The 25,874-nt window shown below is 37.5% G+C and carries 23 protein-coding genes; 4 read left to right on the forward strand and 19 right to left on the reverse strand.

The window, feature by feature from the left end; translation table 11 throughout:
* Positions 1-52: 52 nt before the first annotated feature.
* From JFU24_RS11650 to speB, 16 genes are all read right to left on the reverse strand, one after another.
* Entirely contained in the window at positions 53-937 is an 885-nt protein-coding gene (locus JFU24_RS11650; protein ID WP_201182471.1) for a DMT family transporter, read from the reverse strand.
* Between the two features lie 444 nt (positions 938-1,381).
* Positions 1,382-2,812, reverse strand: coding sequence for an MDR family MFS transporter (locus tag JFU24_RS11655; RefSeq protein ID WP_116821497.1), 1,431 nt, complete (start codon positions 2,810-2,812; stop codon positions 1,382-1,384).
* Positions 2,813-2,874: 62 nt separating this feature from the next.
* A complete protein-coding gene (locus JFU24_RS11660; protein ID WP_053344623.1) occupies positions 2,875-3,447 on the reverse strand; it encodes a TetR/AcrR family transcriptional regulator in 573 nt (190 codons plus the stop codon).
* 268 nt (positions 3,448-3,715) lie between these two features.
* Positions 3,716-3,808, reverse strand: a complete 93-nt coding sequence (locus JFU24_RS31330) for a putative holin-like toxin (RefSeq protein ID WP_223305372.1) — start codon at positions 3,806-3,808, stop codon at positions 3,716-3,718.
* 316 nt (positions 3,809-4,124) lie between these two features.
* Complete coding sequence (locus JFU24_RS11665; protein WP_201221975.1) at positions 4,125-5,102, reverse strand: 5-oxoprolinase subunit C family protein; 978 nt, start codon at positions 5,100-5,102, stop codon at positions 4,125-4,127.
* Positions 5,103-5,978 carry a 5-oxoprolinase subunit B family protein gene (locus JFU24_RS11670; protein ID WP_201182478.1) on the reverse strand — a complete coding sequence of 292 codons (876 nt, stop codon included), beginning with the start codon at positions 5,976-5,978 and terminating at the stop codon, positions 5,103-5,105.
* An 18-nt stretch (positions 5,979-5,996) separates the two neighbouring features.
* The gene (locus tag JFU24_RS11675) at positions 5,997-8,051 is read right to left on the reverse strand and encodes a sigma-54 interaction domain-containing protein (protein WP_342214683.1); all 2,055 of its coding nucleotides are present in this window, start codon (positions 8,049-8,051) and stop codon (positions 5,997-5,999) included.
* A gap of 368 nt (positions 8,052-8,419) precedes the next feature.
* Entirely contained in the window at positions 8,420-9,184 is a 765-nt protein-coding gene (locus JFU24_RS11680; protein ID WP_201182482.1) for a LamB/YcsF family protein, read from the reverse strand.
* Between the two features lie 5 nt (positions 9,185-9,189).
* The gene (locus JFU24_RS11685; RefSeq protein ID WP_201221977.1) at positions 9,190-10,545 is read right to left on the reverse strand and encodes an acetyl-CoA carboxylase biotin carboxylase subunit; all 1,356 of its coding nucleotides are present in this window, start codon (positions 10,543-10,545) and stop codon (positions 9,190-9,192) included.
* A 31-nt stretch (positions 10,546-10,576) separates the two neighbouring features.
* The gene (locus tag JFU24_RS11690; RefSeq protein ID WP_053344618.1) at positions 10,577-10,825 is read right to left on the reverse strand and encodes an acetyl-CoA carboxylase; all 249 of its coding nucleotides are present in this window, start codon (positions 10,823-10,825) and stop codon (positions 10,577-10,579) included.
* The gene (locus tag JFU24_RS11695) at positions 10,818-11,816 is read right to left on the reverse strand and encodes a 5-oxoprolinase subunit C family protein (protein WP_201249966.1); all 999 of its coding nucleotides are present in this window, start codon (positions 11,814-11,816) and stop codon (positions 10,818-10,820) included. The genes JFU24_RS11690 and JFU24_RS11695 overlap by 8 nt, the downstream gene beginning before the upstream one ends.
* Complete coding sequence (locus JFU24_RS11700) at positions 11,813-12,682, reverse strand: 5-oxoprolinase subunit B family protein (protein WP_053344616.1); 870 nt, start codon at positions 12,680-12,682, stop codon at positions 11,813-11,815. Before JFU24_RS11700 ends, JFU24_RS11695 begins: the two co-directional genes overlap by 4 nt.
* A 334-nt stretch (positions 12,683-13,016) precedes the next feature.
* Positions 13,017-14,006, reverse strand: coding sequence for a D-2-hydroxyacid dehydrogenase (locus JFU24_RS11705; protein WP_201249967.1), 990 nt, complete (start codon positions 14,004-14,006; stop codon positions 13,017-13,019).
* A gap of 174 nt (positions 14,007-14,180) precedes the next feature.
* Positions 14,181-14,942 carry a class II aldolase/adducin family protein gene (locus JFU24_RS11710; protein ID WP_053344614.1) on the reverse strand — a complete coding sequence of 254 codons (762 nt, stop codon included), beginning with the start codon at positions 14,940-14,942 and terminating at the stop codon, positions 14,181-14,183.
* Positions 14,943-14,987: 45 nt separating this feature from the next.
* Positions 14,988-16,409, reverse strand: coding sequence for a sodium:solute symporter (locus tag JFU24_RS11715; RefSeq protein WP_057218010.1), 1,422 nt, complete (start codon positions 16,407-16,409; stop codon positions 14,988-14,990).
* A 104-nt stretch (positions 16,410-16,513) separates the two neighbouring features.
* On the reverse strand, positions 16,514-17,512 hold the full coding sequence (speB, locus tag JFU24_RS11720) for an agmatinase (RefSeq protein WP_056527527.1): 999 nt from the start codon (positions 17,510-17,512) through the stop codon (positions 16,514-16,516).
* Positions 17,513-18,044: 532 nt separating this feature from the next.
* Here speB and JFU24_RS11725 point away from each other — a divergent pair.
* From JFU24_RS11725 to JFU24_RS11735, 3 genes are all read left to right on the forward strand, one after another.
* The gene (locus JFU24_RS11725; protein WP_201250907.1) at positions 18,045-19,436 is read left to right on the forward strand and encodes a sigma-54 interaction domain-containing protein; all 1,392 of its coding nucleotides are present in this window, start codon (positions 18,045-18,047) and stop codon (positions 19,434-19,436) included.
* Between the two features lie 489 nt (positions 19,437-19,925).
* Positions 19,926-20,432 carry a hypothetical protein gene (locus tag JFU24_RS11730; protein WP_201182494.1) on the forward strand — a complete coding sequence of 169 codons (507 nt, stop codon included), beginning with the start codon at positions 19,926-19,928 and terminating at the stop codon, positions 20,430-20,432.
* Positions 20,433-20,450: 18 nt separating this feature from the next.
* Entirely contained in the window at positions 20,451-20,963 is a 513-nt protein-coding gene (locus JFU24_RS11735) for a hypothetical protein (RefSeq protein ID WP_242485327.1), read from the forward strand.
* A 180-nt stretch (positions 20,964-21,143) separates the two neighbouring features.
* Here JFU24_RS11735 and tnpB read toward each other — a convergent pair whose 3' ends face one another.
* Positions 21,144-22,349 carry an IS200/IS605 family element RNA-guided endonuclease TnpB gene (gene tnpB / locus JFU24_RS11740; protein WP_201249968.1) on the reverse strand — a complete coding sequence of 402 codons (1,206 nt, stop codon included), beginning with the start codon at positions 22,347-22,349 and terminating at the stop codon, positions 21,144-21,146.
* Positions 22,350-22,654: 305 nt separating this feature from the next.
* Positions 22,655-23,359, reverse strand: coding sequence for a YjjG family noncanonical pyrimidine nucleotidase (locus JFU24_RS11745; RefSeq protein ID WP_201249969.1), 705 nt, complete (start codon positions 23,357-23,359; stop codon positions 22,655-22,657).
* A gap of 519 nt (positions 23,360-23,878) precedes the next feature.
* Between JFU24_RS11745 and JFU24_RS31335 the strand changes: the two genes are divergently transcribed.
* Entirely contained in the window at positions 23,879-24,229 is a 351-nt protein-coding gene (locus JFU24_RS31335) for a VanZ family protein (protein WP_446728301.1), read from the forward strand.
* Between the two features lie 258 nt (positions 24,230-24,487).
* Here JFU24_RS31335 and JFU24_RS11755 read toward each other — a convergent pair whose 3' ends face one another.
* Positions 24,488-25,807 (reverse strand): gluconate:H+ symporter, encoded by a 1,320-nt coding sequence (locus JFU24_RS11755; protein WP_201182512.1) that lies wholly within the window; start codon positions 25,805-25,807, stop codon positions 24,488-24,490.
* Between the last annotated feature and the right edge of the window lie 67 nt (positions 25,808-25,874).

Consider the following 25,874-nt stretch of genomic DNA (forward strand, 5'->3'; position numbering starts at 1 on the left):
AACACTATGAGGGGTTACATTTGCGATTGAAAGCTTAGAGCAAACGATTTATTTATAAAGCTCTTTTAACTTGGTTATTTTTCTGCTGGAAATTTCTATTTACAAGATAGACACCAATTATAATAAACAAGCCACCAACTATGATTGAAGGGTATAACGTCTCCCCTAATAGTAACCAGCCAGATAATACACCAAAGAAAGGTGCCAAAAATAAAAAGGCACTCGTTTTTCCTGGATCACCCTTTTGTAAAAGATAATACCAGACGGCAAATTGAACAATAGAAGACATAATACTTAACCATAATAAAATGAACAATGAATTACCGTTCAAAATGAAGACTGGTTTTTCAAGAATAAAGCTGCTAAGTAAAAGTAGTAATCCACCAAAAAACATCTGATAAGCAGATAGAACCCACGTATCGAAAAACAATCCCCACTTTTTAACTAATAATGTTGAAATTGCCCAAAAAACAGCAGAAAGAATGCCAAAAAGAATACCAATCTTAAATTCAATTTGCGTTCCCATTGTAATGCTTACTCCTACTAATCCTAAAAGAACACCAATCCATTGATAAAGTTTATAGCGCGTTTGTAAAAATACGGTACCAAATAGAACAACAAGTAAAGGGTTAGTGAATGTTAGAATTGAGGATTCACTAGCTGTAATGGTTCGTAAACTTAAGAAAATACACCCCATAACACCAGCTGTTTGGAAAGTACCAATAATAAGCATCTTTATCCAGTTTCTTTTAGATTCTGGGTGCGGTCTTTTTAAAGCGATAACGATTACTACCATTAAGAGTCCGGCAAGTGTGAAGCGTAATGCTGCTAATAACAACGGGGATGAATAAGACAAACCTATTTTACCTACAGCAAAAGAAGAACCCATTAAAAATGTTGTTAAGAGTATTAACAGTGTAAATTTGAAAGTATTCATTTTTTATCTCCCTACATATTATAATGACCAACCTGTGCCTATTATAACTTCTGAATATTTCAGCTGTGATCGAAATATGGAATGCAATGGAGATAAAATAAAACTGGTTAAATCTAAGTTGTTCGAATTGGCTTCCCTGCTTAGGGAACCTTTACATGCTCAATACTAACTAATTTAATGAATGGGCTTTTCCTTACAGCTAGTGAATTTTGTTAAGCACAAAACGACAAAGGCGCTTCATAATCTTTTTGTTTCTATCCAGAGGGATGACAAGTGGTTGACCCTTATTCCTCTAAAATTTTATATGTTTTCTTGTTCAACTACCCTGCCTTAGCTCAAAATCAACAACATCCTTTAACAGAGCCAAACAAACAATAAAAAAGCCAGACAGAGAAACTCCATTCCCTGCTGGCTTCTTTATGTTATTACGTTAAGAGATCTTCCTTATTTATCGCGAGCTGTTTTAATAAAGAACGACACAATCAAACCGACGATTGCAAGGACTAGACCGAAAACAAAGGCATCCTGAACACCTGCAGTCAATGAACCGCTAATGGTTGATGGGTCAAATGGGTCTTCTACACTAGCCATATAGTTCTTTTGAGATGCTGACATGATGGTAATAGCAACCGTCGTACCAATGGCTCCCGATACTTGTTGTAATGTATTCATAAGAGCCGTTCCATCTGGATAAAGATTTTTCGGCAGTTGATTCAGCCCATTTGTCTGAGCAGGCATCATGACCATCGAAACACCAATCATAAGGAAAGTATGCATGACGATTACCATAATGATAGAGGTTTCAGTCGTTACGTTCGTCAAAGTCCATAACATAGCAATCATGATAATAAAGCCTGGAATCACTAGCCCTCTTGGTCCAAATTTATCAAAAATGCGCCCCGTAATTGGAGACATGAAACCATTCAGTACGCCACCTGGTAAAAGTACAAGACCTGCTGAAAACGCAGCTAACGCTAGCCCAGTTTGCAAGTATAATGGTAATAGGATCATAGATGACATGATAATCATGAAGGTAATGAAGACGGTTATTAACCCTAGCGTGAACATAGGATATTTAAAAACACGCAAGTCAATCATCGGTTTATCCATGTTGAATTGTCTTACAGCAAACAGGAATAGCGCTACAAGGCCTACAATGATCGAGGATAGAACGATCGCATTTCTCCATCCTTGATCTCCTACAATACTAAAGCCATAAACTATTCCCCCAAAACCAATGGTCGATAAAATAATGGATGGTACATCGATTTTAGGCTTGGTGATCGTTGAAACGTTTTGCATATACTTGAGACCAAATAGTAAAGCGATCACAAAGAACGGCAAAGACACCCAGAAAATAAAATGCCAAGTCAGATTTTCGATGATCAAACCTGAAACTGTCGGTCCGATGGCTGGTGCAAACATGATCACGAGCCCCATCAACCCCATGGTTGCTCCCCTTTTATGAATTGGGAAAATTACCAAAATGGTATTAAACATAAGAGGAAGTAAAAGTCCCGTTCCGACTGCCTGGATGACACGAGCTAGCATTAATAGGCCGAAACCAGGTGCTATTGCAGCAATGAGCGTTCCGATAATAGAGAACACCATTGATGCAATGAATAATTGACGAGTATTAAACCACTGAATCAAGAGCCCCGAAACTGGAACCAATATCCCCAATGTTAATAGATACCCCGTTGTCAGCCATTGCACAGTAGAAGGACTAACATTAAATTCCTGTATTAAATCGCCAAGTGCCATATTTAAAGCTGTCTCACTAAATAACCCAATGAACCCTGCAATTAAAAAAGAGATTAATATAGGGGTCGTTCTAATGACTGGGTTTTGTTGCTGTGTTGCATCTGTAGACATAAAAAAATTCCTCCAATTACTAACTGCATCGACCTAAGCTTATAATAATTTTTCCGTATGACTTATTTATTTATCAACAATAATGGTATCTGCTCCGCAATAGCGTGGAGAGGTTCCCCACTTTTCGCCGTTAAAGATAAAAGAATACCACCTTCTATTAAAGCGTTAATGACGATACTCAAATCCTTAGACCGCTTCTCACTGTATCCTGCCTCATGTAATTTTTTCACATAAATAGATTGCCAATCCGTTACAGCTTCTTGACAGGCCATTCTTATAGGCTCACTTGTCGTATATGTTTCAGCCGCTATTGTTCCGATTGGCAAGCCTAAAAGATTACCATTTTCGCCAAAAACCTCGGATAATTGATAAATATGAGCCTGAATTGCTTTAATAGGGTCTTCAATTTCATCAAATTCTCGCTGAATTTCACCTACAACCATTTCTTTTGTATGATTAATCGCCTCAATAGCCAATTCTTCTTTTCCTTTAGGAAAATAATGATACAGCGAGCCTTTAGGAATACCACTTTCCTCAATAATGTCCTTAAGCCCTACACCATAATATCCACGTATTCGAAAAAGTCGAGAAGCAGCTTCAATCAGAACTTCTTTTGAGCTTCTTTTGTCTGCCATAGCTGAATCACTCCTTAAAATTATATCAACCGGTCTATTAGAACTATACTGACACATCATTTTTTTGTCAATGTAGATAGCAACAATGATAGGATTTGCTTTGATTCAGGTATACCTATCAACAACAAAAAGAACACCTCATTGGGTGTTCTCTGCAAGTAAAAAGAATCGGAAAACTTTTACCATCCTTAGGACACTGGCCTTTTTAATAAAAACATTTCCATCAATAGAATAACGGACTATCGTTTAAAAACATATATCGGTATCTTCAAGGATTCTTGTCATGATTTTTAAAATCAAGAATAGCAATTACAAACATGCCAAAGCTTAGCATTAGGGAAAGAACTTCAAAAGTACCCACTCATACATCGCCTCCTTACATCAAGCATTTCCTGATCAGAGATTGTCCTATACAGGAAAACATGAAGTACTGACATTTCAATGGCAATAGTGCATTAATAATAAAAAAAGAGCACACCCAGTAAGAGTGTGCTCTCGTAATAATCATGTTCATTGAAAAATCGAAAGTTCATATTAATAGGAAGTTGACTTCAATCTAAACACTGACTAGAAGCTCTTGATTTCCGCTTCTGCTATCGAGTTATTTTGAGCCTCTTCATTTAATACTCATACATCCTGCTCCAGTTATTATTTTGGTACAAAGTTTAAGTCATTACTTACCTTTTAATAAGACCGACCAGCGTTTCCATCCTTTTTCTTCTTTCTGCTCGCGTTTGGATGGCCTGGTCAATAGTAACTGTGATGAAGTGACATTTCGATAAAGGTCTAGATTGAGAAATTAAATCTAAATCTTGGCTTATGACGGTTCCTATTGTAACAAAACCCCCTCCTGTCATTGCATCATTATGTAAAACAATCAGTTCTTCCTCATTTGTAAACATAATAGATCCTATAGGATACGCAAAATCAACAACATTCGAAAAACTAGTTCCTGCACCGAATGGTGGATATTGCTCAGTGAATGACACTCTTGGGCCAGTATATCGGTAAGCAACCCGGTTGGATTCATGCGAAACGATCCATTCCGAATTGAGGAAAGTTTTTAACCCTTGATCGCTCAATAAGTAACCCGATAACCCCATCGTGACACGTAATTCTTGAAAATCATTAAAGGTTGGGACGAATTCTAGTGGAGCAGATTTACCAACCTGTTTTGAAGCCCCTGGCAATGGTTCATTAATCTGTATTCTATCGCCTACAGCTAACTTTCTGCCATCAAAGCCCCCAATCTGGCTTAGTTCGTAGGTTGATTTACTACCTAAAACATCTTGAACCTTTATGCCACCAGAGATACTTAAATAACTTTTCACCCCTTGTTGGCAAGCTTTTATCGTTAAAATGTCTCCTTCTTTTACTTGGTGGGTTTCCCAGAAAGATAATCGTTGGTGATTTAAGTATGCTTCCATTGGAGCACCTGTAAGGGCAATAATTAAATTTCTATGAAATTCAAACTCTCCCCCTAATAATGTCATCTCAAGTGATGCAAACTCAGCAGGATTTCCTACAAGTAGGTTCCCAATAATAAATGAATATTTATCAGCTGCTCCTGATGGCGGTACGCCCAGATGATACTTCCCGACGCGTCCCAAGTCCTGTACCGTTGTCCATAACCCAGGCTCCTTAATTTCTATCATTTAAAAATCCTCCATGAGCTCATCGATATACTTTTTTCCTTTTTGTACATATTCAAGTGGAGAAAGATCAATTTCTTTTACTTTATTATGATACGTTCCAGCACGTACGCTGCTTTCGATCTCATTATATTCGGATTCCTTAACAGGACGATACTTCCATATATCTCCTGGTCTTGCCAAAAAAGAAGTCTCTTCTAATGGGTTTGTTTTATCTACTAAAGGGATAGCTGATCGTCCTATTAGTTGATAGCTACCTGGTCCATTGACTGGATAAATCACATTGAATGCACCACCTATACCAATGCCTCTTTCCGGCGTTTCTGTACGGGGACTATTATATTTTGGTGCTTGAATGATCTCATTTGGCTGCAATCCAAGCGGAAAATGCCAACCCGTTCCTGGCAGAAATCCAACCATTGTAATTAAATAGGGTGTGTCTGAATGAGATTTTATAAATGATTCTTTGTCTGTAAACCCATTTACTTTCATCACATATTCAAAGTCTGTTAAGTCAGGGGCAGGGTGTCTGCTCTTAAAACGCATGGAATATTCTCTTGACACTGGATCGTCGTACCATGCTGGAATTTCTACTATTCGTACTGATAAATTTAACTTTTCAGGATTGCTTTTCGTCAAATCTATTTCTTTTAAATAGTCCAGCAAATCTCTTGCTGAGACGATGTCCGGGTTATAACGAACTAAATAGGAGGCATTGGATGAAACAATATCAATAACGCCTGGAATCTCTCTTTTTCTCAGCTCCTCCGTCACCGCAATTGCTTTAAAGTTACTCTCAATCCTCATATCACGAGAAATTTCAGCATATATGTATTCGTCTCCACCGAAATTAAAATGAGTTTCAGGCAAATTAAACAATAATTGTCGCCCCCTTTATTATTTCAACTTTTTCATCCGCCTGCTTATTGTCGCAGGACTAACACCTAGTACTTTAGATAATTTATCGGCAGTGCCGTATTTTTGCATCCCTCTTTGAATAAGTTGAGTTTCTAATTCTTCTACCGCTTCTTTAAGTGGCATTATTTCTAAAACCATTAGTTGTGTTTTCTTTTTTTGAACTTCCCCGTACAGAAATTTCAATGCATGTTCTCGTTTTATCCATTCTCCCTCGCCTAATAACGTTAATCGCTCCACTATATTTTGAAGTTCTCTTACATTTCCCGGCCATGCATATGTCTCTAAAACTTCAATAGCTTCTGGGGTGAAGCTTTTCTTGATATCATACATTTTTTTAAATTGTTCCAGAAAATAAATGGCCAAGGGAAAGATATCTTCTTTTCGCTCACGTAATGGCGGAATACTAAATGGAATAACATATAATCGGTAGTATAAATCCTCCCTGAATTCACCTTGGTTCACCAACTCTCGTAAATCCTTATTCGTTGCCGTTATAATTCGAACATTTACAGGTTTCGGCTGGGTCCCGCCAATTCTAGTCACTTCTCGTTCCTGCAACACACGTAATAGCTTCACTTGCATATTTAAAGGGAGTTCACCAATTTCATCGAGAAAAAGCGTGCTGTTATCAGCAATCTCAAACAAGCCTGCTTTCCCATTTTTATCTGCACCAGTAAATGCCCCTTTCTCATAACCGAACAATTCACTTTCTATGAGATTCTCTGGAATTGCACCGCAGTTAATCCTAACTAGCTGCTTGTTACTCCTTGGACTGGCTGAATGGATATGGTGAACAAATACTTCTTTCCCAACACCGGATTCACCTTCGAGTAAAATTGTCGAATTAAATTGGGCTACTCTCTTTATCTCTACTACTAAGCGCTCAATTGTTTTCGAACGATAAACAAGTTGTTTTTCGTTAATGTTTAAATCATCATGATCTTGTAGCGGTTGAAAACCTTCGTCCGATTGATCTAAAATTGAGGATCTTTCTTGTGTAATGTCCCTTGAAAGTACAACTACTTTTTCTAATTTCCCTTCGTGGTATACCGGGGTTGCGACCGACCAGACTCTACTTTTCCCCATGGAATCCTGAATCGATGTAACCTTTTTCATTTGTTTCTTGCATAGTTCAAAAACATTAGGCTGAAAAATGTTTTTTCTAGTAAACTCACTTATATGCTTACCAATTATGTTTTCTGGATTATCCACTTTCCAAAAATCGTGAAGAAACATACCCGCTACTCGAATGATTTTGCCGCTTTCGTCAATGACGAGTATTTGTTCCTGGGAAGAAGCATAAACCGTTTGTAAATCAGAGTTCAGATTTCGAACAAAATCTAATTCTTTAACAGAATCCTCGAAAACTTCACGCGAGAAAAAAATATGTATGAGTCCTTTTATTTTATCTTCCATTCTTAAGGGGTAAAAATTCCCTACTGTATGTTTAAAGTTAATAGAGGCGTTCACATTTATAAGAGTTTCCCCAGTCATGACTCTATCAAGATTTTTATCGATAGTTAAAAGCATTTTATAGTCTCGAAACTGTAAAAATGAACGGTGAAGACCTAAAATACTTTCTGCTGTTTCATTAATGTATTCTATTTGATAATCGATATTTGTTCGGACAATTCCTACTCCAGCTCCATGTAAAAGGAGATTTAAATCCTTCAAATTCAACTCACTGATTTTATTCCGTGCTTGTTCAATTGTAGTGTAGCCGACAATTTCTCCATTAGCATCTTCCCCTATAATCAGAGAAACGTTATGGAAAAATTCAACAGGCGTGAACTGTGGGACTTTTAAAATATCATTTTTATAGCTAATCGGCTGTGATAAGTCTTCCTTTTGAGCAATTTGGTGCATTAGAATCTCCATTGTGCTATAGCCCACTAAAGACCCCTTATCCTTTACAAACACAATATTCGCTTTATGATCTGATAATTTTTGAATGACAGATCCAATAGTGCTCTGAATATTAACATATACTGAAATCGGTTTAAGAATATCGTTCCAAATAATCAACTTACTCACCCCTCCCGATAACTAAATCTTTATTTTATTATACTTTTTATAGATAAGGATATGAATTCAGAAGTATTTTAATATATATATAATTTTGATTATTAGGTCAATTATATCTTTTATTAAGTATCTGAAATTCCAACGACAAGTGAAAGAGCTAGGGCTTAGTTTGAGAAGTTTACAAATTAATTGAAGAGTGTCTAGAGGAATACAATTACAATACAATTCGTTATATTGGGGGCTAAACAGAATGACTCCGGCATTCAATACCGGAGTCATCTACTAGTCGACTAATCTATAAATCCTTTTTAAAGAGCATAGTTCAATATTTAGAGGCCAACTACTATACCAATATACATTTTAGGACCAGTACCTTACTAGATAATCTTTTTAATAGGTACAATCTCGACGCCGCCCTCTTTTAAAGCTTCTACAACCTTTTTAGCCAGAGTCGGCGCTCCTGGTGTATCTCCATGAATACAAATGGTCTCTGCTTTAATGGAAACATCTTTTCCATCGTGTGTGATGACTCTTCCTTCTTTGACCATACGAACAACTCGCTGCGCCATTTCTTCATAATCATTGATTTGTGCGCCTGTTCTCGTTAACAAAATGGACCCGCTTTCAGTATGCTCCCGGTCAGCATAAGCTTCTTTTGCAACAGGGACACCCATTTTTATCGCTTCTTCCATCACTTCAGATTGGCTAAGTGCAAATATGACCATATTTGGATCGATAGCATGAATTGCTTCTAATATTGCTCGTGCTATAGTCTTATCTTCCATTGCTTTCATAAATAAAGCTCCGTGTGGTTTACAATGCTGGATTTTGACATCTGCTGCAGCACTGAATTCTCTTAAAGCACCTACTTGATACATCACATAGTCTTTAATTTCTAAGGGTGTACAGGTCATGAAGCGACGACCGAAGCCCAATAAATCAGGAAACCCTGGATGCGCACCAATCCCAACATCATATTTCTTTGCTAGTTCCACTGTTTTTCTCATAACATGGGGATCTCCGGCATGAAAACCACATGCAATATTAGCCGAGGTAATGGACTGCATTAATTCTTCATCATTACCTAATTCATAAAGACCGAAGCTTTCACCCATATCACAGTTCAAATCTACCTTAAACATTGTTTTCACCCCTCAAGCACTTGAATTTTATTTTCTGCCAAAAATTGAGTCGTATAATTACCACGTATAAACTGGTTATTTTTCATGATTTGTTTTAAAAGCATGAGGTTTGTTTTAACTCCCTGTACGTCAATCTCATCAAGGACTCGCTGCATTTTTTCGATTGCTTGATCACGTGTGATGCCGTGTACAATAATTTTACCGATCATCGGATCATAAAAAGGGGTCACCGCACTGCCTTCAATGATGCCAAAATCGAACCTTACATCGTTTTCAGGTAATTTCAACCTAGAAATTACTCCAGGACTAGGAAAGAAAGTATTAGGATCCTCTGCATAAAGTCTGCATTCAATCGCGTGTCCTGTTTTGTTTATCTCTTCCTGTGTGATTGTCAGTTTTTCCTTTGCAGCAATTTTTAACTGTAGTTCAACTAAATCCAGTCCCGTTATTTCTTCAGTTACTGGGTGTTCTACTTGCAGACGAGTATTCATTTCAAGAAAATAGAAGTTTTGATTTTCATCAAAAATGAATTCCATTGTGCCTACATTTGTATAGTCTATTTGTTTTACACCTCGAATGGCTGCATCTAACAATTCTTTTCTAAGGGTATCATTTAGAAATGGTGAAGGGCTTTCTTCTATCACCTTTTGATTTCGGCGCTGGACTGAACATTCCCGTTCAAATAAATGTAAGACATTTCCGTATGTATCAGCGACAATTTGCACTTCAATATGGCGGGGTTTTGAAATCCATTTTTCTAAAAAGACAGTTCCATCCTTAAAAAATGAAGTAGCTTGTTGCTTCGTCGCATCAAACACTTTTATTAGCTCGGCATCATTTTGAACAAGCTGCATCCCAATACCACCACCACCGGCGCTAGCTTTTAACATGAGCGGGTAACCAAGATCGTTCGCAATCAGCAATGCTTCGTCAACTGACTCAATGCTTTTATCCGTACCTGGCACAACCCTTACGCCCGCCTTTTGCATTTGGGTACGAGCTTCAAGCTTACTGCCCATAATATGTATTGTTTCCGCAGAGGGACCGATAAAGACAATGTTTTCTTCCTCACATCTGCGTACAAATTCCGGATTTTCAGATAAGAATCCATACCCAGGATGAATAGCATCGGCATGTGTTTCTTTTGCTACCTGAATCACTTTTTCAATATCAAGATAACTCTTTTTCGCTTGAGCCGGACCTATGCATACAGCTTCAGTCGCTTCACTGACATAAGGAGCCTCTGCATCGGCTTCGGAATAGACAGCGACTGTTTGAATGCCTTCCTTATTACATGTACGAATAATTCTCCTAGCAATTTCCCCTCTGTTTGCAATCAGCACCTTTTTAAAATAGCCCATTTACTTTTCCTCCTTCCTTCCACAAAAATGATTACTGTTCAATGATTACCGCTATTTCCTGTCCAGCGTCTAGAAGGTCCTCGTCCTCAACAAAGAATTGCGCAAGAACCCCATCTGTTTCTGCTTTAATTTCATAGAAGTTTTTCATAACTTCCACCATAGCAAGAACATCGCCTGTCTTAACTGTATTTCCTTCTTTTACGTACACGTCTTTATCAGGAGCTGGTTTGCGATAAAATACTCCTGGGATTGGTGATAGAACTGTTTTTTGTTCAGCCATGATTGATTCCCCCTATTTGTCCTAATACTTGTTTTTTCATTTGATTGATTTTATCTTTGTATAATTTTCTCGCCTCAAGGGCTTCATTAATATCAACAGCAACAAACCGAACCTTCTCATTTGTTTTAATTTGAGCCATTTTGTCTAAATCCGTACTAATAATTGTACAAATCGTCGCATAGCCTCCACCTGTCACAGCATCGTTTAACAAAGCAATCGGTTCGACACCATCTGGTACTTGAATGGATCCGATTGGATACCCTAGATCAACCACATTTGAAGGGTTGCTACCGGCACCAAATGGTTGTTCACGCTCTACGAAATTCAAACGCTCCCCTTTAAAACGGTAGCCAACACGGTTTGCTTCCGTTGTAACCGTCCAATCGATGGAGAAAAAGCGTTTTTTACTTTCTTCAGTCAGGCGATAACTGCACAATCCTACAACAACACGAATCTCATTCGTTTTTGAGAAGACCGGAATTAATTCATCACTTATCCGTGTTCCAATCGCAATCTTTGATTTGTTAGCATTACCGATTTTCAAATGATCCCCAGCTTGGAGTGGCCTTCCTTCGAAACCTCCAATTCCGCACAAAGTATATGTGGACCGTGATTCCATAATAAGCGGCACTTCAATTCCGCCAGCTACCGCTAAATACACCCGGGCTCCTTGTTTAACAAAATCAAATGACAGCACATCTCCAGCCTTAACTTCTAAAGTTTCCCACATTGGAACATACTGATCATTAATCTTTGGCGGTATTTCCCCTCCTGCAATAGCAACGGTTACATCTTGTTGAAATTCTAATACTGGCCCCATATAAGTAATCTCGAGAACAGCTGCATTTTCATCATTCCCAACAAGTAAGTTGCTTGCTCTGTATGAGTATTTATCCATGGCTCCCGATGGTGGCATCCCCACTTCATAAAATCCAATTCTTCCATGATCTTGAATAGTCGTTTGAAGTCCAGGATTAATAACTTTAATCATGCATATAACCTCCTTATCACAGATTCTGAAAACGCATTTGGATTTTCGAGAACATCTTTCGGTTTAAAGGTGATATCCTTCGTCAAATATCGGAATTCCCCATTTTCAACTTGTTTTCGAATATCTTCGTATTCCTCCATCGAAATGCTTCGATATCTAAAAACATCCCCTTGTCTAGGGAAGGTCATTGACTCTTTAAAATCATGTAAACGCTGCTCTTTTTCAAAAATCGGTGCTGCAGCAGTTCCAAACAATTGATAACCACCTGCACCTTGAACCGGATAAATAACAGCAAATGAACCGCCGAATCCGAATGCTCTCTCTGGCGTATATGTTCGAGGACGGACATATTTAGGTGCTTCGATTTGCTTCTCGTTTGGAACCATTTGATAGCACCATGGCAACCCCGGTACAAAACCTATCATCGACACAAGATAAGGGGCATCCGTAATTGATTTAATTAAATCTTCTTTTGATTGAAAGCCATTTGTATGTGCCACATATTCAATATCTGTTGATGTTGGATCCTGATGTCGATCTCTAAAACGCATTAATGCCTCATGCGTCCAAGGGTCTTCAAATAAAATGGGTACATCAACTGCACGTGCAGTTATTTCAAAGTTCTCCAACGTGACATCTTGTTCAAGTTCTTTTAATTTTGAAATTAAATCATCTGGATGAATGAGATCTGGATTAAACCGAATCATATAAGAAGCATTGGAAGGACAAATATCCAGTATTCCTGATACCTTTTTTTCTCGTAACGCCTTAGTAATTGCCATTGCTTTAAAATTCGTTTCAAGACTCATTGCCTCAGCTAATTCAACAAAAATAAACTCATCACCGCCATATTCGTAACGGGTCAATGGACTTCACCTCATTTATTGGATTTATACTAGAACGTTGCAATATTCATGCCAAAACTGATAATCATATTATTTATCGATTTTTCAGACTATTAAACTGATAAAACGTCTAAATACCTTTAGTAATATTTCAATATTGAAATATCATCTTTCATAAATGCAATATATTAATAAATTACTAGATCATAAGGTCTAAAATATAAAAAAGACCACAAAGCGTTCTAGGCTTTTGCAGTCTCTCACATTTATGACTCTTGTTTCACATGTAAAATTTGAATTTTTCATATCCTCAAAAAATATCTATAAGGTATTTTTTTCAACGAGCCCATTACTACTAATAACCCAGTTGTTTATGAACGACGTTTATCAGTGGCTTCCCCTCAGAAAAAAGCTTTAAATTTTGCAAAAACAACTCCATCACACGATCTAGATGTTTTGAAGAGTTGTATGCGTTATGTGGAGAAACTATTACATTTTCAAGCTGCCAAAAAGGATGATCTTTAGGTAAAGGCTCTACTTCAAACACATCAAGTGCTGCACCAGCTATGTGCCCATTGCTCAAACATTCAATTAAATCTCCATCGACAATGGTATTTCCGCGACCAACATTAACTAAGTAACTACCTTTTTTCATTTTATTTAGCCGTTCTTTATTAAAAAAATAAGAGGTCTCTTTGGTAAATGGGAGAGCTAATACAATAAAATCTGATAGTGAAAGTACTTCATCCACTTGATCCATGCCCATAATCAAATCAGCAGGTTCATATTCTTTGTTCCTTTTGTCGGGGTTCCGACGACATCCTATCACTTTCATTCCAAGTACTTTACATCTTTTTGCAATTTCAAAGCCAATGTCACCATACCCGATTATGCCCACTGTTGCATTTTCAAGGTCCGTCACAGGAATTTCAACCCAATTTTTATTTATTTGGTTTCGGATTATTGTATGCACACCTCTCGCTAACGAAGATAACATGGCAATTGTATGCTCGGCAATCGGAACAGACGTGCAGCCTTTTACATTGGTGATGATGATATCGCTGTTTTGAATGTCTTCATTCAGCATGGCCTCCATTCCCGCACTATCTGAATGGATCCATTTAATCTTTGGAGCCTTTTTAAGTATGTTAAGATTATCGTGAAGTCCCGACGTATAGAGGACATCGAACTTTGATAAATCTACAGTTGCCTGTGGTTCAGGTTCGCCGAATTCCCATGGTTCGACAACAACTTCAGAACAAATCTCTTTAAACTTGTTTATGTATTTTTCCGGTATATCGGCCCTTACATAAAGTGAAGGAGCTGCTTTCTTAGAACCGGGCATTATTAAACCTCCTCAAGAACCTATTGATTCCTTTTTTATTCAATGCAGGGGCGGCAATCTGTGAATTTGAATTCTTCTTCTAATTCATTCCATCTTCATTACAATAGGTGAAGCCCAACCAAGGACTTCACCGTTAGATTCTTTTTATCTTCTTTCTGGAATTACTTTTTATGTTCACTTCAAGAAATCTGGTTGCTCTTTTCTAATTCTATCCCAAAGAGGTTGAAAACTCAGCCATCCCTCATATTCAGTTCCCGTTTGTTCTGCTGTTAATTTGGCATACTCCTCTTCTATAAAAATGGGCTTACCTACAGATTCAGCCATAATCTGTGCTTGACATGAACGTTCCATGGTTATGAACCACCAAGCAGCTGAGTCTACAGATTGGCCCACTGTTAACAACCCATGGTTGCGAAGAATGACAGCTTTGTATTGACCTAGAGCCCTAGCGATGCGTTTCCCTTCTTCAGATGCATACACCACACCAGTAAAATCATCAAATAATGCATGGTCATTATAGAATTGGCAGGCGTCTTGCGTAATCGGGTCTAGTAATCTCCCTAAAGAAGACCATGTCTTTCCATAGACCGAATGAGCATGTGCCGCTGCAATGGCATCCGGTCGAGCTTTATGAATTTCTGAATGAATGGCAAAGGCAGCACCATTCACTGAATGTTCACCCTCTACAATATCACCTTTATGATTAACCAATATAAGATCCGAAACGGAAATTTGACTAAAATGCATCCCAAACGGGTTGACCCAGAAATGGTCTGTATATTTAGGATCACGAACCGTAATATGTCCAGCTATCCCCTCGTCGAAACCAAATTTTGAAAAAAGACGGAATGAAGCTGCCAATCTTTCTTTCCGATGATTACGTTCTTCTTCCAATGTATTGAATGTTGCTGGTTCCAAGGAAATTGTCTTTGTCATTTTTCTTTCCCCCTTAAATCATTTTTTGCTTGTTTGGGTGTATCATCAATTAGCTATGGTATCCACGTCGTCATTACCTTTTACATCTTGATTTATTTCATTCTTGGAACTCATTAAAGTAAGTATTGTAATAACCACAAAACTAGTAGCGAGCCCGTACAGAATTGGTTGAGTGGAGGAAGGCCCATTAATCACCAATCCCACAATAATAACGATCATACTAGCTAGAATGGAGTAAAATGCAGCTGTAGCCGTGACTCTCTTCCAAAAGAATCCAAGAATGATCGGAAAGAACACAGCACCGGATAAAATTGCGTAAGCTACATCTAATGCAACTAAAATGTCTTGAATCCATATCGAAACGATTATGGTCAATACACCAATCGTTAAAGTTGTAATCCGAGATGTTTTTAAAAATTGACGTTCACTCATTCCTGGACCGATATATTTTTTAATGATGTCATTAACAACTAAAGTAGATGAAGCAAGCAATGTTCCTGAAGCAGTGGACATAAGAGCGGAGACCACACTTGCAATGACAACACCTAATAGACCCGCAGGTAAAGTTTCCATTGCTATACTAGTAAAAGCATTTTGTGGATCGCCTAAATTAGGAAGGATAATAAAAGCGCACATTCCAATGATACTGATTGCAATCGCGTAAAAAACACTATATATTCCTGCTCCAACCGTTCCGCCACGAGAAATCGCTTTGGTTCGTGCGGTAAAAAGACGCTGCCAAATATCTTGACCCACAACTACCCCTAAGGTAAATAGTAAAAAATATTGAAAAATTGTCTCTCCGCCAATGTTGCCTAACTCGAAATGTGATGCAGGGAGATTCTCTTTAAGTGAGCCCCACCCTCCTGCCTTAGAGATGCTCATTGGAAGCATGATAAAGAAAATACCGATCGTCATAATGACGAATTGCACTACATCAGTCATAGTGACTGACCACATTCCTCCTAATATTGTATAAAATAAAACGATTCCACCCCCGACTATCATGGAAATTGTTAAATTCCAACCAGCCAAAACATGTAAAATCGTCCCCATTCCAATCACTTGCGTTACAGTCAACATAAATGTATAGATAACCGAGACTAAGGCACTGATCAATCGTGTTTGTGAATTGTAACGCTTCTCCAACATTTCACTAATCGTCAAAACTTTTAAATCAAATATCTTATTTGTTAAAAATAACCCTATTGCGATAATGCCTAGCCCGATCATTACCACTAGCCAAATACCGGATATTCCAAACTGATAACCTAACTTTGCTGTTCCTAAAGTAGAAGCGCCCCCTAATATTACAGCAGCTAAACATGATAAATACATAAAATGCCCTAGATTACGCCCAGCTACAATGAAATCATCTGCTGTTTTTGCCCGTTTAGATCCAATTACTCCTACAATGATTAAAACAGAAAAATATAGAATCATGATCGTTATATCCAAAATATGCATTTACACATCTCCTTTTGCGGTTGTTTGGTTTAATATATCGCTGTGTTTTAAAGATGGAAGGAATGGCATTTCCACTGATTCCTTCCATCCATTTGAAAAGGAAATCATTTGTTAAGCTGTGTTTCCAAATCTTCCACTCTCTCTTTTTTCTCCAGTTTTTCTTTTTTTGCAAGAGCAATAAGTGTGATGAACTCATAGACAATATTAGCGGCGGCGGCAGCGGTGATTTGTCCGTGATCGTATGCAGGTAAAACCTCAACAAGGTCAAATCCTACAAAATCTATATTCGTCAATCCTCTTACAAAGGTTAAAGCATCATCAATGTTGGCCCCTGAAACTTCCGGTGTCCCCGTTCCAGGTGCATAAACAGGATCTAGAAAATCAATATCAAAGGATAAAAAGACAGGGCCATTTGCTACTCGCTCATGAATGACCTCTAGCATTTTCTCAACACCCATTCGTTTATAATCGTTCGTCGTATAAACGCCTAAGCCTAAATCCCGAGCATCCTGAAGATCCTCCGGTCCGTACAGACCGCCCCTCATTCCAATTTGAAGAGATCTAGATACATCTATGAGACCTTCTTCTATTGCGCGGCGAAAAACGGTTCCATGATTATATTTTTGATCAAAATAGCTATCCCATGTATCGGAGTGGGCATCGAATTGAAGCAGGGCAACTGGCCCATGTTTTTTTACGATTGCGCGTAACTCTCCTAGAGTAATAGAATGATCGCCTCCTAATGAAATAGGAATGATCCCTTTTTCAATAACAGGAGTAAGTTCTTCTTCAATCTTTTTATATGTTTCAGAAATATAGCCCGGAATGATTGGAATATCCCCATAATCAATCCCTGAAATATAATCAAAAATGTTAATATCCTGTTCAGGGTTATAAGGACGCAAAAGAATCGAAAAATCGCGAATAGCTTCTGGGCCAAATCTTGCCCCCGTTCTAAATGATTGCCCTGAATCAAATGGAATACCCGTAATGACAAAATCCATATGTTCATCTAGCTGTTCAACAAATGGAAGCCGCATAAATGTGCGCACTCCACAAAAACGGGGTGATTTGAATGAGTCCTTCGGTTGATACTTCATCATGTAATATCCTCCTAAATTCCTACTATATTTGTATAATTACAAATTCCATTCCTGCCACAACCTTGGCATATATTCTAATGTGATTTTTAAAATATACTTTACGGTTAGCTAGGAAGGAACACTCTCAGATTGTCATAGTAAATCTATCGATTAAAAGTATTACCATGTGCTCAAGCACCTGTTTTTTCTATTGCAACTATTTTTGTAGACTTAATTAGAACGCCGTATTTGAGACCCTCACGTGTGAAAACTATTGTAGACGCACTGGCAATATGTACTGGATATTTGCTACAGCATAGTAAACGCCCCCATATTTTTCATAATTTTCATCTTACCTATTACTTAAGCAAGATTCGCGCCAACTATTTTTCAGATAATTACGACGATTTTAGCTATTTTTTTATAAGGATTTGATTTAAAATTAAATCAAATCCTTATTCCCTAATTTAATTTTTGATTATTCGCTCTTTTTGATTAATATTTTAATCAACACCTATAAAAATAAAAGGAGGCGAACCTATTGGATGATAGAATGCTTGAGCAGGAGTTAAAAAAAATTATCGAAACATCGAATAATAACATTACAATTACAGACGAAAAAGGTATCATTTTATACTCCAATCCAAAACTCTGGGAGATTTATGGTATGGATCCTGCCTCATACATCGGTACATCTGTATATCAATTAGAAAAAGAGGGACTCCTCACACCATCTATCAATGCACTCGTTTTAAAAGAAAAAAAAGCGATGCGTATTATGCAGCATACACAAACAGGGCATGTTGTCATGTCAACAGGCTATCCCATTTTTAATAAAGAAGGCCTTCTCGTTAGGGTAATTAGCTATGGCCAGGATCAAACCGAGATATTGCAATTGCAGGAACAATACGAGCAATTACAACGAATAGTAAAAGGCTATCAAACAGAAGTCGAGGATTTAAGGGAAAAAGAACTAGATTACCACGATATGATTGCTAGAAGTAATGCAACCAAGCAGATTTTAAAAACGATCCACAATGTTGCTAAAACAGATGCCACGATTCTTTTATTAGGTCCATCAGGGGTAGGGAAAAGTACATTTGCACGCTCTGTTCATAATCAAAGCAATCGAAGGAAAGAACCCTTTATTGAGGTGAATTGCAGCACAATACCGGAAAGTTTGTTTGAATCAGAGATATTTGGCTATGAACCAGGTTCTTTTACAGGAGCAAACAAACAAGGAATGCAGGGGCTGATTGAACAGGCTGACAGTGGAACTCTTTTTTTAGATGAAATCGGGGAACTTCCACTTGCCATGCAGGCTAAATTATTGAAAGTGTTACAAGAAAAAAAAATAAAGCGCATCGGTGGAAAAAAAGAAAGCCTTATTAACTTCCGGCTAATCGCAGCAACAAATCAGGATTTGAAGGGGATGGTAAATGAGGGAAAGTTTAGATTAGACTTGTTTTATCGTTTGAATGTGATACCTATCCAAATTCCTGCATTACATGAACGTAAAGAAGATATACCGCTCTTAATTCAACATTACTTACAGAAAACAAATGATAAATACCAGAAATTAAAAAAATTCCATCCAACGACTTATGAAGTATTGACTCATTATCAATGGCCAGGAAATATACGCGAATTAGAAAATTTAATTGAACAGTTAATTCTGATCATTGAGGAACCCATTATATTTCCCAAACACCTTCCCCAAACCATCACAGGACAAATAGAACAAACAGAAAATTCCTCTTCCCAAACAATAGAACAGGAATCAGACGAGAATCACGATCTAAAGAAGACTTTAGAAAAAGTTGAATTACAACTGATTACTAAAGCATACAAACAATGTAAAACCACTTACCAAATGGCAGAATATTTGGGAGTTAGCCAGCCTACGGTCATCTATAAATTAAAGAAATATAAGAAGTACTTTTGAATGATATCTTGTTACAAATCTTCTTAATTCAGCCCTATAAAAATTAATTTTTTCAAACCACTACTCCCTGTCTCCGAACTTGCGTGTGTGGTAAATCGGATTAGAATAAGAGTGACCATGAACTTGTTATCATTCTGATATGACACATAAAGAATGAATAGCAAAGAAGAATACTGAATGTAAATTGATATAAAAAATTTACATTCACATACATATTTTGAGTAAAAGAAAAGCCTTGCAGGCGGGTAACCAATCCAGAACTTCTGCAAGGCTTTTTTCTGTTTGGGTAGTGCCGAAAATGCATGGTCTGCTATTTTGTTTTAAATCTAGTCCAGTTGACTCAAAAACTTCCGACTAATTATTTTTGAATACATTGAAATATAATCTTATTCAAGGGAGTATATTTCTTAACAGTAGATCAAGATCATTAGTTTCAAAAATTTAGGATTTAATATCCTAATCATATAATGCTAAGGGGGAAACAAATGAATGACATCTACTTTTACAGGGATGAATTCCAATCAAAGGGATTTTTATCTTGAAGCCATTGATAATACCTTAGAAAAAGGTCTAGCTGCTAAAGAAGTTGTCTGTTCCATTACCACAGGATTTCGAGATATTCCATCCATCCGGACTGCACCAGGGCTTAATCCTTACCACGCTTCAGTAGCTGATATTGGCTACGGATTTGATGCAGTACGTGGAACAATCATGAGGATACATCAAGGAGAATCCATTTCTCTTGCAAAGGATATGCTTGTGTTTGAACTGGATACACTACGTATTAGCGAAAAACAATTAAACCCTAATTTTGAACTAGCAGTAAAAGGTGCGAAGCCGGACACTTTTTATTTGATTGAACAAAGTAGATATTTAAACCGCCAAATCGCAGAATCAATCAAAGAAGCGATACGTCTCGGCAAAGCCTTTCTTGGACCTGAATGGAAGATCAGTCGTGCAAGAATCCAGAATATTCAAGCAATCCCACGTCTATAGGAAGGAGAGAAGAGCATATTGCCTAATTCACAACCCATGGAAATAAGTATGGAAGATCACCAACATTTGATGGAATGGTGGAAAACAACGGAGTCAGCTAAAATAGTGGTTCAACATTTAATTTCGTTGATAAGTGAACTTCGGTTGCACCCAGAATCCAGTCACGCGGATGGAATGGTTCTTTTTTATCGGGCCGCTTCCGAGATTTCATACGGTTACGCCGGGACACGAGGATGCATCCGAAGGGCTTTTACAAGTGAATATTCTTATGCACTTCGGAAAAATATGGTGATGTGTCACAGCTTCGCACAAAAATATTCAGTTGATACGAAAGTTCTCCTTGAGCGTGTAGCAAAGCAAGTCACAGGACCAAACGCCCTACAATTGATAGACCGTATAAGGGGGGAATTAATTGAAAATGACGTGATGTTAAATGAAATGGCTAAAAGAGCTCAAGCTTTCTTTGGAAAAGAACCCTTCCAGTCCATTCAAATGGAAGTGAAGCAATCTAATACCTTGCCAAGAGAATAGCCTGACGCTACGCAACCCTATCTAAAAAAATAGGAGCCGATGATTCTTAAACTTAAGGAAATCGGCTTATATATAAATCGACACAGGAATTCCTATTTGAACTACCCACCACTTATCGACCTTACGGTCTGATTGAAGTGGGGGATTCCTAAGAACATTAGCCTATCGGCCAATTTTTAATTAGGCTACTCCCGTAGTTCCTACGGTTAGAAGCCTTATGGCTTCATTCATTAGATTGAGTCCTGCGTTAATATCTCGATCGTGGTGAGTAGAACAAAAAGGACAATCCCATTCACGAAGATTCAGATGTTTAACGTCTTTATTTTGGTAACCGCAGCTAGAACACAATTGGCTAGAAGCAAACGTTTTAGATACGGTCACGATTTGTTTACCATACCAGTTTGCTTTGTATTCCAACATTTTTTTGAATTGGTACCAAGATACTTCACTAATAGCTTTAGCTAGTTTGTGATTTTTCATCATATTCGACACTTGCAAGTCTTCCATTCCAATAACATCGTGGTTTTTGATGATTTCGGTAGAAACTTTTTGTAAGTAATCCATTCGGGCATTTGAAATTTTTTCGTGTAGGATAGCCACTTTTCGTTTTTGTTTTTGATAGTTTTTGGCTTCAGCCAATGGTTTATTTTGATTCAAGGCTATTTCTTGTCGCCTTGAAAGAATCCGTTGTGCATTGGCCAATTTCTTTTCGACCGTCCGGAAGAATTTTGGGTTTTGATAGACCGTACCATCTGAAAGAATAGCAAAGTTTTTCAAACCAACATCTACACCGCACGAACGATTCGTTTTAGGAAGTACTTGTACATTGGTTACGGCTAAAACGGAAATGAAATATTTACCCGAAGGGTTCCGCCTGATTGTGGCATTGATTATTCGCCCTTCGACTTCGCGGCTTTTAGCAAAACGAACTAGACCGAGTTTTGGCAATTTGATTTTGTTTCCAACAATTCCAATATTCCCATTCGTATGTTTAGTCGTATAGGACTGGATAGGATTCTTTTTCGATTTGAAGCGTGGTGACTTATTTTGCTTTTTATAATATCGACTATAGGAATCTGCTAAATTTTCCACCGATTTCTGTAAGGCAATACTGTCTACTTCTTTCAGGAAAGAATACTCTTTCTTTAAAGCTGGAAGTTCTTTGATTGTTGCGTATTTATCCAGAAAAGAACCTTCCCATTCATTAGAGGGTAATTGGCCGTTCTGCTTCATTTCTTCACAAATATACCAGTAGGCATCTTTCTCCTTTTGTTTGCCTAAAAAGAAGTTAAAGACAAAACGGGAGCAGCCGATCGTTTTATTGATTAGAGCTAGTTGTTCTTTAGTTGGATAGATTCGAAATTTATAAGCTTTGTTTACGACCATTGGTTTCACCCCCTTATAGTTATTATTAACCACCGAACGTACGTTTGTAAAAAGATTACTTTGGCTTATGCCAACCGCCATTCATCTCCCCCTTACCGTTGTGCTCTCGCCCTTCACACGCTTGAAGAGGGAGTCTTCTGGCGGGAAATGATAAAAAGCTAACACACCCATACTTGTTTTAGTCATTTCTTATCTTGCTTATAATTAGAAAAACAGGTAATCAATCTTTCCTGTTATACTCCCAAAAATCTAACATTCTACTGTAAGAATAAACTCTTCCAATCAACTCTTTTTAAAAGGTTCACTTAAAATCTCTCCACTACTTTACTTTCTACAACCTGCATAATATCTATCAGCTTCCAGATTTCATATGTTGGCTTAATTCCTAGATTATTTTCCTTTCGGTGCGGATTGAACCAACAGGTGTCAATCCCGTAATCTATTCCTCCTTGAATATCGGAGGTCAAAGAGTCGCCCACAATTAAAACTTTAGCTTTGTCTGTAATCTGTAACTTAGAGAACGCGTAATCGAAAATACCCTTTGCAGGTTTCTGGAATCCCGCCTCTTGAGAAATTATAATATGCTCAAAAGTATTGCTAAGAGGAGAACCGCCAATTCTTGATGTCTGCACATCGGTGAATCCATTAGTAATAATAGCTAGACGACAATCTGCTAGATTCTCGCAAACTTCCACAGCTCCCTGTATAAGATGGATTTCCTTACTCAAATAGTTAAGATACACACGGCTGAACATCTCTGCCTCGATGTCAAGCTCATGCTTGAGGAACAACCTCTTAAATCTCTCCACTCCTAGATCTGATAGATTAGTAAGTCCCTGTTCCAATTCTCTCCATAATACCCTACTAATCTCTTGATAACAGGCTTCATAATCCTTGACTCCTGTAGGTAAACCGAACTCAAGGAAGGCTCCATGTAGTGCCCTTTTTTCCGATATACTAAAGTCTAATAATGTATCATCAACATCGAACAATATAACCTCGTATTTCATTAGTACCTCCATTATTCATTACCGACATGTTTGAACAACTATCTCAATTACTTTTCATAAAAATAACATGAATTAGCTACCTTTTTTATTAATTCCATCCATTGAACAAAATTAGGGAAAATGACCAAGAAACAAATTTCAAATGGTAACTTATAAACAGAAAATATTCTAGTAGCTATTTCATCTCCTAGTGATTTTAGTCGCTAGGAAAAATAATGACAAAGTAGCTCCTGTTTTTTGGAGCTACTTTTTTCTCTATATATTGTAAATACAATATTTAGTGTACAATAGTTCCATCTAAATTTTCACATATTCCGTTAGATTGTGGTAAACAACTTATATTCATTGATTTAGGTTAAGTGGGGAACTATGTGCTTAGTAATTATGTATATAAAGCACATGATAGGATATATGATTGTCGCACTACCTTTTTTTAATAGATAGATTAATTTTTATTAAAAAACACAAAAACAAATAAAAGTTTAAAATGAGGTAGTTTTAACAATTTTCGTCTTATATATTGTTGGTTTAACCTCACAAACAGTCATTCCTAGATGGGATATGGGGATTATTAGTAATACAGGTGAACTCTATTTTGATTTATCAAGTGATATTTCAAAAAAGAATTTAATACCTTTTCACACTCTCTATCAATATTTTTTTGAATTAAATGCGAATGTAGACGATTGGGGCAGTATATCACTTTTGAATATTTCTGCAAATATGCTTTTATTTTCACCAAAGGGTTTTTTCGTGCCGTTAATCTGGGAAAGATGGGTTTCTTTTAAAAAAATATTTTTGTTAGGTCTAAGTGTCACTTGTATAGCTGAAGTTTTTCAATTTTTTGTAGCACAGATATTGACGATGTAATTTTAAATACAGTGGGTGTGATAATAGGCTATTGGGGTATTTTATTTCTTAAAAAACTTAAAGTAAGGGATAAGAAAAAAAGACTAGCTGGACATGGTAATATCCAACGAAAAGTAAATACTTAAAGGATTCATATAGTAACCTGGTGGATTCTTTGTCGAAATTATGGATGAGAATAAAGGAATTCTTGTTGAACCATAAAAAAATCCCTATCCTTTCTATAACTTTATAGAAAGAATAGGGTTTTTCTATTTTCTATTATAAGAACATATTGATGATGAGTACACCAGCCAGTCCTACTAGGGAAATAATGGTGACCATAACGGACCAGGTTTTAATGGTTTTACCTATTGAAAGGTTAAAGTATTCCTTGTAAATCCAAAAACCTGCATCATTCACATGAGAGAAAGTTATACTTCCTGCACCAGCAGCTAAAACCATAAGTTCTGGACTCACACCTGTGGCCCCGACAAGCGGTGCTGCAATCCCAGCCGCAGTCATACCAGCTACGGTGGCAGACCCAATTGCTACCCTTAGGATAGCAGCTATTAGCCAAGTAAGGATTAATGGAGAAAGCGTTGATTCAGCCATGATACCTGCGATATATTGATCAATATGACTGTCTATCAGTACTTGTTTGAACGCACCGCCACCAGCTATGATTAATAGAATCATAGCTATTCCGCTGACCGAGTCTGTAAGGGATTTCATGATTTCATTCATTTTTTTACCTCGATTAAGACCAAAGGTAAAAATGGCAAGAATAACAGAGATTAAAAGAGCCACAGCCGGATTACCTATAAAATCAACAACTGGCATAATCGATGATTTAGGCATAAAGATTTCTACAAACACTTTAATTGCTATCAGAATCACCGGCATGAGGGATGTAAGAAGACTGGTTACAAACCCTGGCATTTCTTCCTCTTTAAATTCTTTAGGATTAAATAGCTCTTTTGGAATATCCGCTTCCAAATCTTCTTTCTTAAACAATTTCGTAAATAACGGCCCACCAATAATAATGGCAGGGATCGCAATGATGATCCCGTATATTAAGGTCTTACCCAAATTTGCCTCAAATACACTGGCTACCGCTGTTGGTCCTGGATGTGGAGGAACAAATCCATGCATCGTGATAAGAGCAGCTATAACAGGCATACCGATATACAATACAGGTACTCCTGCTGCAATAGCAATCGTAAATACTAATGGAATTAAAACGACGACTCCTGTTTCAAAGAAAAGGGCGATCCCAACAACAGAAGCTGTAAGAACAGCAGCTAGTTGAACTCTCTTTTTCCCAAATGCTTTGATGAGTGTCATCGCTATTCGTTGGGCCCCACCAGAATCGGTCATCAACTTACCGAGTATCGCCCCAAAGACGATGATTATAGTGAGATTACCCAGCGTTCCACCCAAACCACTTTGGATGGATGCCATTGCAGCATTCGGTGTCATTCCTTCCATGATCCCCACTACTAAGGAAACAATAAGCAAGGATATGAAAGCGTTTAATTTAAAAGCAAGCATTAATACTAGCAATAGGGCAACCCCTATACAGATAGATAATATCGGCATTTTTTATCCCCCTTGTCTTTTAAGTGAGAGTTGGCTGCTGCTGCTCCAGCATCAACCAACTCTTTCA

This window comes from Peribacillus sp. TH27 (genome assembly GCF_016650915.1).
GTDB lineage: Bacteria > Bacillota > Bacilli > Bacillales > DSM-1321 > Peribacillus > Peribacillus butanolivorans.

Bases quoted from the DNA above. Each gene is read 5' to 3' on its own strand.
- JFU24_RS11650 (WP_201182471.1), bottom strand. From the start codon at position 937: ATGAATACTTTCAAATTTACACTGTTAATACTCTTAACAACATTTTTA.
- JFU24_RS11655 (WP_116821497.1), bottom strand. From the start codon at position 2,812: ATGTCTACAGATGCAACACAGCAACAAAACCCAGTCATTAGAACGACC.
- JFU24_RS11660 (WP_053344623.1), bottom strand. From the start codon at position 3,447: ATGGCAGACAAAAGAAGCTCAAAAGAAGTTCTGATTGAAGCTGCTTCT.
- JFU24_RS11665 (WP_201221975.1), bottom strand. From the start codon at position 5,102: ATGATAGAAATTAAGGAGCCTGGGTTATGGACAACGGTACAGGACTTG.
- JFU24_RS11680 (WP_201182482.1), bottom strand. From the start codon at position 9,184: ATGTTTAAGGTAGATTTGAACTGTGATATGGGTGAAAGCTTCGGTCTT.
- JFU24_RS11685 (WP_201221977.1), bottom strand. From the start codon at position 10,545: ATGGGCTATTTTAAAAAGGTGCTGATTGCAAACAGAGGGGAAATTGCT.
- JFU24_RS11690 (WP_053344618.1), bottom strand. From the start codon at position 10,825: ATGGCTGAACAAAAAACAGTTCTATCACCAATCCCAGGAGTATTTTAT.
- JFU24_RS11695 (WP_201249966.1), bottom strand. From the start codon at position 11,816: ATGATTAAAGTTATTAATCCTGGACTTCAAACGACTATTCAAGATCAT.
- JFU24_RS11705 (WP_201249967.1), bottom strand. From the start codon at position 14,006: ATGCCCGGTTCTAAGAAAGCAGCTCCTTCACTTTATGTAAGGGCCGAT.
- JFU24_RS11710 (WP_053344614.1), bottom strand. From the start codon at position 14,942: ATGACAAAGACAATTTCCTTGGAACCAGCAACATTCAATACATTGGAA.
- JFU24_RS11715 (WP_057218010.1), bottom strand. From the start codon at position 16,409: ATGCATATTTTGGATATAACGATCATGATTCTATATTTTTCTGTTTTA.
- speB (WP_056527527.1), bottom strand. From the start codon at position 17,512: ATGATGAAGTATCAACCGAAGGACTCATTCAAATCACCCCGTTTTTGT.
- JFU24_RS11725 (WP_201250907.1), top strand. From the start codon at position 18,045: ATGCTTGAGCAGGAGTTAAAAAAAATTATCGAAACATCGAATAATAAC.
- JFU24_RS11730 (WP_201182494.1), top strand. From the start codon at position 19,926: ATGACATCTACTTTTACAGGGATGAATTCCAATCAAAGGGATTTTTAT.
- tnpB (WP_201249968.1), bottom strand. From the start codon at position 22,349: ATGGTCGTAAACAAAGCTTATAAATTTCGAATCTATCCAACTAAAGAA.
- JFU24_RS11745 (WP_201249969.1), bottom strand. From the start codon at position 23,359: ATGAAATACGAGGTTATATTGTTCGATGTTGATGATACATTATTAGAC.
- JFU24_RS11755 (WP_201182512.1), bottom strand. From the start codon at position 25,807: ATGCCGATATTATCTATCTGTATAGGGGTTGCCCTATTGCTAGTATTA.